Source organism: Vibrio jasicida CAIM 1864 = LMG 25398, assembly GCF_000400365.1.
GTDB lineage: Bacteria > Pseudomonadota > Gammaproteobacteria > Enterobacterales > Vibrionaceae > Vibrio > Vibrio jasicida.
In genome coordinates, this window is sequence record NZ_BAOG01000066.1 from 1 (window position 1) to 8234 (window position 8234).

At 45.8% G+C, this 8234-nt stretch carries 8 protein-coding genes and 2 tRNA genes; 7 read left to right on the forward strand and 3 right to left on the reverse strand.

Annotated features, from left to right (window positions below; genetic code table 11):
- The first annotated feature begins 232 nt into the window (after window positions 1-232).
- Together VJL_RS18820 and hemW are read left to right on the forward strand one after the other, a co-directional pair.
- Window positions 233-835 (forward strand): XTP/dITP diphosphatase, encoded by a 603-nt coding sequence (locus VJL_RS18820; RefSeq protein WP_005436525.1) that lies wholly within the window; start codon window positions 233-235, stop codon window positions 833-835.
- An 18-nt stretch (window positions 836-853) separates the two neighbouring features.
- Window positions 854-2026 (forward strand): radical SAM family heme chaperone HemW, encoded by a 1173-nt coding sequence (gene hemW / locus VJL_RS18825; protein ID WP_038880395.1) that lies wholly within the window; start codon window positions 854-856, stop codon window positions 2024-2026.
- Between the two features lie 246 nt (window positions 2027-2272).
- Here hemW and glsB read toward each other — a convergent pair whose 3' ends face one another.
- The 3 genes from glsB to trmB all read right to left on the reverse strand — a co-directional run bounded on the left by glsB (window position 2273) and on the right by trmB (window position 5059).
- Entirely contained in the window at window positions 2273-3193 is a 921-nt protein-coding gene (gene glsB / locus VJL_RS18830) for a glutaminase B (protein ID WP_038873199.1), read from the reverse strand.
- Between the two features lie 102 nt (window positions 3194-3295).
- Window positions 3296-4324 carry a TRM11 family SAM-dependent methyltransferase gene (locus VJL_RS18835; RefSeq protein ID WP_038880398.1) on the reverse strand — a complete coding sequence of 343 codons (1029 nt, stop codon included), beginning with the start codon at window positions 4322-4324 and terminating at the stop codon, window positions 3296-3298.
- Window positions 4325-4339: 15 nt separating this feature from the next.
- A complete protein-coding gene (gene trmB, locus VJL_RS18840; protein WP_038880400.1) occupies window positions 4340-5059 on the reverse strand; it encodes a tRNA (guanosine(46)-N7)-methyltransferase TrmB in 720 nt (239 codons plus the stop codon).
- A 203-nt stretch (window positions 5060-5262) separates the two neighbouring features.
- On the opposite strand from trmB, the gene mutY reads away from it, so the two are divergent.
- From mutY to VJL_RS18865, 5 genes are all read left to right on the forward strand, one after another.
- Window positions 5263-6339: an A/G-specific adenine glycosylase gene (gene mutY / locus VJL_RS18845; RefSeq protein ID WP_038880402.1), complete on the forward strand. Its 1077-nt coding sequence runs from the start codon at window positions 5263-5265 to the stop codon at window positions 6337-6339.
- A gap of 19 nt (window positions 6340-6358) precedes the next feature.
- Window positions 6359-6631, forward strand: a complete 273-nt coding sequence (locus VJL_RS18850; protein ID WP_005436530.1) for an oxidative damage protection protein — start codon at window positions 6359-6361, stop codon at window positions 6629-6631.
- Between the two features lie 86 nt (window positions 6632-6717).
- Window positions 6718-7848, forward strand: coding sequence for a membrane-bound lytic murein transglycosylase MltC (gene mltC, locus VJL_RS18855; protein WP_038880404.1), 1131 nt, complete (start codon window positions 6718-6720; stop codon window positions 7846-7848).
- A 109-nt stretch (window positions 7849-7957) separates the two neighbouring features.
- A tRNA-Phe gene (locus tag VJL_RS18860) sits at window positions 7958-8033 on the forward strand.
- A gap of 54 nt (window positions 8034-8087) precedes the next feature.
- A tRNA-Thr gene (locus VJL_RS18865) sits at window positions 8088-8163 on the forward strand.
- Window positions 8164-8234: the final 71 nt, after the last annotated feature.

Consider the following 8234-nt stretch of genomic DNA (forward strand, 5'->3'; position numbering starts at 1 on the left):
CGATAACGCAGTAGAAATGACCAACAAACGCTGCCCAAAGGGTTCGGCTAAAATCGTTTTATGCTTTGTTAAGGAGTATTTGCTTAGAGTGACTAGGCGACACACTCCTTGCCTCACCTAAAACGATTTTATCTCGAACAAAATTTAACCGCGAAAGGTCAACAGACCCTAGCACCAATTTAATCGGGGAGAACACTGCGTTCTCCCTTTATCGCTACAGAAAGAGACGACCATGAAAAAGATAGTGCTAGCAACAGGCAACCAAGGCAAAGTTCGTGAGATGGCAGATCTGCTGTCTGACTTCGGTTTTGAAGTATTAGCGCAAAGTGAATTCAACGTATCTGAAGTAGCAGAAACTGGCACGACTTTCATCGAAAACGCGATCATCAAAGCTCGCCATGCAGCACAAGAAACGGGTCTTCCTGCGATTGCGGACGACTCAGGCTTAGAAGTCGATTTCTTGAAAGGCGCGCCTGGCATTTACTCTGCACGTTATGCAGGTGAAAAAGCCTCTGACCAAGAGAACCTAGAGAAGCTGCTTAAAGCAATGGAAGGCGTACCAGAAGCAGAGCGCACCGCTCGTTTCCACTGCGTATTGGTTTTGATGCGTCATGAGAACGATCCAACCCCTATCGTTTGTCACGGTAAGTGGGAAGGTCGCATTCTAACTGAAGCACATGGTGAAAATGGCTTTGGCTACGACCCAATCTTCTTTGTTCCTGAAGACAACTGTGCGTCTGCCGAACTTGAGCCAGCACGTAAAAAACAACTGTCTCACCGCGGTAAAGCACTCAAATCGTTGTTTGCTCAACTGTCTGAGCAAGTATCTCAGTAATCACGAGCGAATTAGACCATGTTAACGCCCCCAGCACTGAGCTTGTATGTACACATCCCATGGTGTGTACAAAAGTGCCCATATTGCGACTTTAACTCTCACGCGCTCAAAGCCGAGATCCCAGAAGAAGAGTACATCAATGCCCTTCTTGAAGACTTGGATACCGACATTGAGAAATACCGCCTTAGCGAAGCGCCACGTCCACTGCATTCAATCTTCATTGGTGGTGGTACGCCGAGTTTGATTTCGGCAGAAGGCATCGAGCATCTACTTAAGGGCATTGAAGCGCGTATTCCGTTCAAGCCTGAAATAGAAATCACCATGGAAGCCAACCCAGGCACTATCGAAGCAGAACGTTTTGCTGGCTACCGCAAGGCTGGTGTAACGCGCATCTCTATCGGCGTGCAAAGCTTTGAGCAACAGAAGCTTGAGCGTTTGGGGCGCATTCACGGTCAAGACGAAGCCGTCAATGCCGCTAAGCTGGCACACCAAATCGGTTTGAACAGCTTTAACCTCGATCTCATGCACGGCTTACCAGATCAAAGCATCGAACAAGCCTTAGCAGATTTGGACAAAGCGATTGAGTTGGCGCCACCGCACCTGTCTTGGTATCAGCTGACCATCGAACCAAACACCATGTTCTACTACAAGCCACCGACTTTGCCAGATGACGATGACTTGTGGGATATCTTCGAGCAAGGACATGAGAAGCTCGCAGCGGCAGGTTACGTTCAGTACGAGATTTCTGGTTACAGCAAGCCTAGCTATCAGTGTCAGCACAACCTGAACTACTGGCGCTTTGGTGACTACCTTGGCATTGGCTGTGGCTCACACGGCAAGCTGAGCTTTGCTGATGGTCGCATCGTTCGTACCACTAAGGTCAAACACCCACGTGGCTATTTGATGGCATACCAAAATATGGTGAAGCCGTACCTAGATAGTGAACAGCTTGTGGCTGATGAAGATCGTCCGTTTGAGTTCTTTATGAACCGTTTCCGCTTAACGGAAGCGTGCCCGAAACAAGACTACATCGATACGACAGGTCTTCCGTTGAGCTCAATTCAAGAGACTATCGATTGGGCGCTTGAGATGAGTTATCTGAGTGAAACAGAGACTCACTGGCAAATTACCGAGAAAGGTAAGCTGTTCCTGAATGACTTGCTTGAAGCCTTTATGGTGGAAGAGGAATAAGAGCAGATTCGAGATTTGGGAACGGACTGTGTCCTAAAGAACGCTTCACTCCGAGAGATTCGCTGAAACGGCTATGGATATATTCGACCAAGCCAATACAGCCTTTGTCTCTACTATAAATAACAAAGGGTTGGCGCACAAACGCCAACCCTTTGTTTTATTCGTTGTAACACTTCTTTCTCTAAAGCCTCTAAAACGAAGCGATTCCAAAGGACGCGATCCGTTCTCGCTTCTCGTCTCTTTTCCTTAGAAAATCGAACGACCAATACGCTCTGAAAGTAACTCAAGCGCTTTAGTACCTGCCAACGAGTTACCCGAAGCATCAAGCTCCGGAGACCATACTGCAATCGTCATCTCACCTGGGACAATAGCGATAATGCCACCACCGACACCAGATTTACCCGGCATACCAACGCGGTATGCAAATTCACCAGCACCATCGTACAAACCACACGTGGCCAATAGCGCATTCAACTGTTTTGTCTGCACCGCCGAGACCACTGATTTACCCGTTTGTACCGATGTGCCTTTATTCGCTAAGTAGCTAAAGGTCTTTGCCAAATCCACACAACTCATCTTTAAAGCGCAGGCATGGAAGTAGTTTTGCAATACCGGAATAACCTCGTTTTCAAAGTTACCAAATGAGCGCATCAGGTAAGCAATCGCAGCGTTGCGGTCGCCATGCATCATTTCTGAAGCCGCTACGACTTTGTCATACACGATATGAGTATCACCAGATAACTGACGAGCAAATTCCAATAGACGCTGACGCGGCGCTGAGAGACGACTTTGCAGCAAATCAGCAACTACAATAGCACCGGCGTTAATGAATGGGTTACGTGGGATGCCCAGCTCCATCTCTAACTGGATCATCGAGTTAAACGCCTGACCAGAAGGCTCTTTACCTACACGAGACCAGATCTCTTCTTGCTTGTACAAGCACATAGCCAGAGTCAGGCTCAACGCTTTTGAGATCGACTGAATCGAAAACGACTCTTCTGCATCGCCCGCTTTAATCACTTCACCTTCATTGGTGTATACCGCAATACCCAGTTTGGTATTGGGTACTTTTGCCAATGCGGGAATGTAATCGGCGACTTTTCCTTGACCAATTAAAGGGCGAACTTCCGCTAGAATGTCTGTCAAAATTTGCGCTGTAGGTTTCATCTTCTACCTTCTTGTCACAAGAACCCAAATGGCTGAGTTCAGAGGTAAAAAAAGCCAACGCGGACGTTGGCTTTTCCATGGAATTTATTCGACTCAAGTCGATTATGGTTTTATTGCCACAATGATGTTGCGGTTGATGGACTGATCAACACGGTGAAGATAACCGATGTAAGGCTCTTCTGAAAGTACCTTCCACCCTTGCTCTTCAAATAATGCCGCCACGTCCTTCCATTTCAGAGTGAACTCATTGAAAGACAGCACGACCGAACCTTGCTTTTTCAGCACCACTTTCCATGCAGGCAGAGCTTCTTGTAGCAGCTCCAGAGGGCTACGGTTCAGTTTGCTGTCTTTTGCGTTTTTGCTACCGTGTTGCACACCGTAAGGCAAATCAGACACCATCACATCAACAGAGTTCTTCTTAACCACTTGATCGGCAATTCGCGTGTCTGCTGAATACAGCTTCATCGTCTGAAGATTACCTTTGTTGTACTCTTCTTTCTCTGACGCGGCTTCAACCACGAAACCATCGGCCACCTTCTTACCACCAGAAGTGCGCTTTTCTTTGCTCACTTTGTGCTTGAAGCGACCGTTCTTCATAAACTTAACGATGAAGGTTTGGATCTCTTGTACCCATTTCTGGTTGATCTCCACACCCACTACATTCAAGCCGTGGATCAAACCTTCAAACAGAGTTGTACCCTTACCACACATTGGATCCATCAGCGTTAATTGAGCACTATCCGTATTGGACGCACTCACGCCTAAGTTCACCATCAAACGCGTAAACTGTTCATTCGTTTTACCGGTGTAACGTAGGATCTGGCTCATGCTCTCAGGGAAAGTATTGAATGCAGGCGCCTGAATCGGACGTAATAAGCCATCTTCACGCACTTCAAATAGCGCATAGTAGATAGATGACGCGGCAATTTTACCGGATTGCTGATCGCGTAACGCGTCTTCACAAGAGAACACGAGCGCAGCAGGTAAGCCGACGTCTTTGTTACCAATTTCAGTCACTTCAACACCTTCAGAAGCCAAAATTGCTTTTAGCTCGGAACATGCAATGGTCATTGCGCTATCAAAGTAAATTCGGTTGTGACCCGGATTCGCTAATATCGCGTAGTGGTACATCTACTGGCTCCTTAGTTATGCAGTGCGCTTGAATTTAATATCCCATACACCGTGACCTAGACGGTGACCACGAGCCTCGAACTTAGTCAGTGGACGCTCTTCAGGGCGAGGGATGAAATCACCGCCTTCTGCAATGTTTTCGAAACCAGGTGCTTGGTTCATGATTTCAATCATGTGTTCAGCGTAGTTTTCCCAGTCAGTCGCCATATGGAAGATACCTTCGTTAGGGATAAGCTTCTGGCGAACCATTTCAGCGAACTCGAGTTGTACGATACGACGCTTGTGGTGACGCTTTTTGTGCCATGGGTCTGGGAAGAACAATTGCAGCGTTGCTAGGCTGCCATTTGGGATCATGTGTTCGAATACTTCTACCGCATCGTGACACATTACGCGTAGGTTCGTGATACCCGCTTCGCGTGCGTCAGCAAGACAAGCACCAACGCCTGGACTATGAACTTCGATACCGATGAAGTTTTTCTCTGGCGCGTTCTTTGCCATTTCAACCAATGAAGCGCCCATACCAAAACCGATCTCAAGCACTACTGGGTTATCGTTACCAAATACTTCTTTCCAATCAAGAAGTTCTGCTTTGTAATCGATACCCATTGTTGGCCAGCATTCGTTCATCGCACTTTCTTGGCCCTTGGTTAGACGACCTTCGCGACGCACGAAACTGCGGATTTTACGGATCATTTTTCCGTCTTCGTTGTATTCGTTAGTGGTTACTTCACTCATTGATTTTGCCTGCACATTGATTAATCAAAGCGGGGATTATCCAAAGAATTCACTTAGGTGCAAGTATTTGTTGAGCTATCGGACTATGGCAGCCCAAAAGCAAACAAATCAGACACAATATCCCCACAGTTTATCTGTTGTACTTACACCACAATCTGTGGTGCAATTTTGCTCCTAACCAATAATAGAATACAGAGCAAGTCGTGACACCTTTCGCAAACGCCATCTTAGAATGGTATGACGCATATGGAAGAAAAGAGCTTCCATGGCAACAAAACAAGACCGCGTATAGTGTCTGGTTGTCTGAAATCATGCTTCAGCAAACTCAGGTCACTACGGTTATTCCTTATTACCAGCGTTTTTTAAAACGCTTTCCGACCGTCGTCGATCTCGCGAATGCTGAGCAAGATGAAGTACTGCACCTTTGGACCGGCTTAGGTTATTACGCACGTGCTCGCAATCTTCATAAAGCGGCTAAAGAAGTCGCCCATAAATATAATGGCGAGTTTCCATTAGATATTGAGCAAATGAACGCACTACCGGGTATTGGTCGTTCAACCGCAGCCGCAGTACTCTCCTCTGTCTATAAACAACCACATGCGATATTGGACGGCAACGTAAAGCGCACGCTTTCACGCTGCTTTGCTGTTGATGGATGGCCGGGACAAAAGAAAGTCGAAAATCAATTGTGGGAAATCGCAGAAACGCACACACCACAAACAGACGTCGACAAGTACAATCAAGCCATGATGGATATGGGTGCCATGATGTGTACCCGCAGCAAGCCTAAGTGCACCTTGTGTCCGGTCAACGAACTTTGTATAGCAAAGAAACAAGGTAATGTGCTTGATTATCCGGGTAAGAAGCCGAAAAAAGACAAACCGGTTAAGCAAACACGTTTCGTGATGCTGCATCACAAAAATGGTGATAGTCACGAAGTGTGGCTAGAACAAAGACCGCAGACGGGTATTTGGGGCGGACTCTTTTGTTTCCCACAAACTGAGCATATTGATGTAGAGAGCGATATTGAATTACTACTGGAACAACGTGGTATTCAAACTGACGATATTAGACATCAAGAAACTCTGATTACGTTTCGTCATACATTCAGCCATTATCACCTCGATATCACGCCGATTTTGATTGACCTGTCAAAGCAACCCAATGTGGTGATGGAAGGTAACAAAGGTCTTTGGTATAACTTATCTAAACCTGAAGAAGTCGGTTTGGCTGCGCCAGTAAAACTGCTACTGGAAGCGCTACCCCACGAACTTCGTTAATTAATTGCAAGGAGTCATTATGAGCCGCACTGTTTTTTGTGCTCGACTAAAGAAAGAAGGCGAAGGTCTAGACTTTCAACTTTACCCAGGTGAACTAGGTAAACGCATTTTCGATAACATCTCGAAAGAAGCTTGGGCTCAATGGCAACAGAAACAAACGATGTTGATCAACGAGAAGAAGCTCAACATGATGGATCCAGAGCACCGTAAACAGCTTGAAACAGAAATGGTGAACTTCCTTTTCGAAGGCAAAGAGGTTCACATTGAGGGCTACACGCCACCAAGCGAATAAATCAAACTTGTTTTAAAACAATGACATCACAACCAAACTTGTGATGTCATTTTTGTATTCGAGCCGAAAAAGCTACCTAAATAATTATGAAAAAAATTGCCTTTATCGTTACTGCCCTTTTAATGGCAGGTTGCAGCCGTGAGTTTGTCGAAAAAATTTATGACATTGATTACGAGCCGACGAACCGCTTTGCGAACAACCTAGCTGAGCTGCCAGGACAATTCGAAAAAGACACCGATGCTTTAGATGCGTTGATCAGCAGCTTCTCAGGAAACATCAAAAAGCGCTGGGGCCAACGCGAGGTAAAGGTTGCAGGTAAAAGCAATTACGTAAAATACATCGATAACTACTTAAGTCGTGCCGAGGTCGATTTCCAAAAAGGTGTGATAACCATCGAAACGGTTTCTCAGACAGAGCCACAAAAGCACCTGAAAAACGCCATCATCACGACACTTTTAACCCCAGATGATCCAGCCAATGTCGACCTATTCTCCTCTAAAGAGATCAAACTGGAAGGCCAGCCCTTTCTTTATAATCAGGTCGTTGATCAAGACAAAAAGCCCATTCAATGGTCATGGCGCGCAAATCGCTTTGCCGATTACTTGATTGCTAACCAAGTCAAAACCAAAGATGTCGATTTCAAGAAAGCTTACTACGTTGAAATCCCTATGGTAGAAGATCACTTCTCGCAGCGTAGTTACCAATACGCAGACATCGTGCGCCGCGCCTCGAAGAAATACGACATCCCTGAAGATCTAATTTACGCCATCATCAAAACCGAAAGTAGCTTTAACCCGTATGCAGTAAGCTGGGCCAACGCCTATGGTTTGATGCAAGTAGTTCCAAAAACAGCAGGCCGTGATGTTTTTAAATTGGTGAAGAACCGGTCAGGTCAGCCTAGTCCTGAATATTTGTTTAACCCAGAAAACAATATTGATACCGGAACGGCTTACTTTTACATTCTAAAAAATCGTTATTTGAAAGATGTCCAGCATCCAACATCTTTGGAGTACAGCATGATTTCCGCTTACAACGGCGGAACTGGTGGTGTTTTGAACACTTTCCATCGCACCGATCGCAAACGTGCAATGAAAGATTTAAATTCTTTACAGCCAAATCAAGTTTATTGGGCGTTAACAAAGAAACATCCGAACGCTGAAGCACGCCGATACCTAGAAAAAGTTACAAATTTCAAAAAGGAATTTAACGCAGGGTAAACTTTTTCTCGACAGTTGAATAAAAAGCGTTCGAACAACCACTTTTTTGAAATTATTTAAAAAAAGTGGTTGACGCAAAGCGGGAAAATCCGTTTAATAGCGCTCCGTTGCCCGGATAGCTCAGTCGGTAGAGCAGAGGATTGAAAATCCTCGTGTCGGTGGTTCGATTCCGCCTCCGGGCACCACAATTTCTAAATTGTTGGTGCCTAGCACGAACAGTTAGTAAAAGAATACGGTACGCCGACTTAGCTCAGTAGGTAGAGCAACTGACTTGTAATCAGTAGGTCACCAGTTCGATTCCGGTAGTCGGCACCATTCTTTTGCCTCGATAGCTCAGTCGGTAGAGCAGAGGATTGAAAATCCTCGTGTCGGTGGTTCGATTCCGC

Excerpts from the sequence above, each read along its gene's own strand:
- VJL_RS18820 (WP_005436525.1), top strand. The coding sequence starts at position 233 with ATGAAAAAGATAGTGCTAGCAACAGGCAACCAAGGCAAAGTTCGTGAG.
- hemW (WP_038880395.1), top strand. The coding sequence starts at position 854 with ATGTTAACGCCCCCAGCACTGAGCTTGTATGTACACATCCCATGGTGT.
- glsB (WP_038873199.1), bottom strand. The coding sequence starts at position 3,193 with ATGAAACCTACAGCGCAAATTTTGACAGACATTCTAGCGGAAGTTCGC.
- VJL_RS18835 (WP_038880398.1), bottom strand. The coding sequence starts at position 4,324 with ATGTACCACTACGCGATATTAGCGAATCCGGGTCACAACCGAATTTAC.
- trmB (WP_038880400.1), bottom strand. The coding sequence starts at position 5,059 with ATGAGTGAAGTAACCACTAACGAATACAACGAAGACGGAAAAATGATC.
- VJL_RS18850 (WP_005436530.1), top strand. The coding sequence starts at position 6,359 with ATGAGCCGCACTGTTTTTTGTGCTCGACTAAAGAAAGAAGGCGAAGGT.
- mltC (WP_038880404.1), top strand. The coding sequence starts at position 6,718 with ATGAAAAAAATTGCCTTTATCGTTACTGCCCTTTTAATGGCAGGTTGC.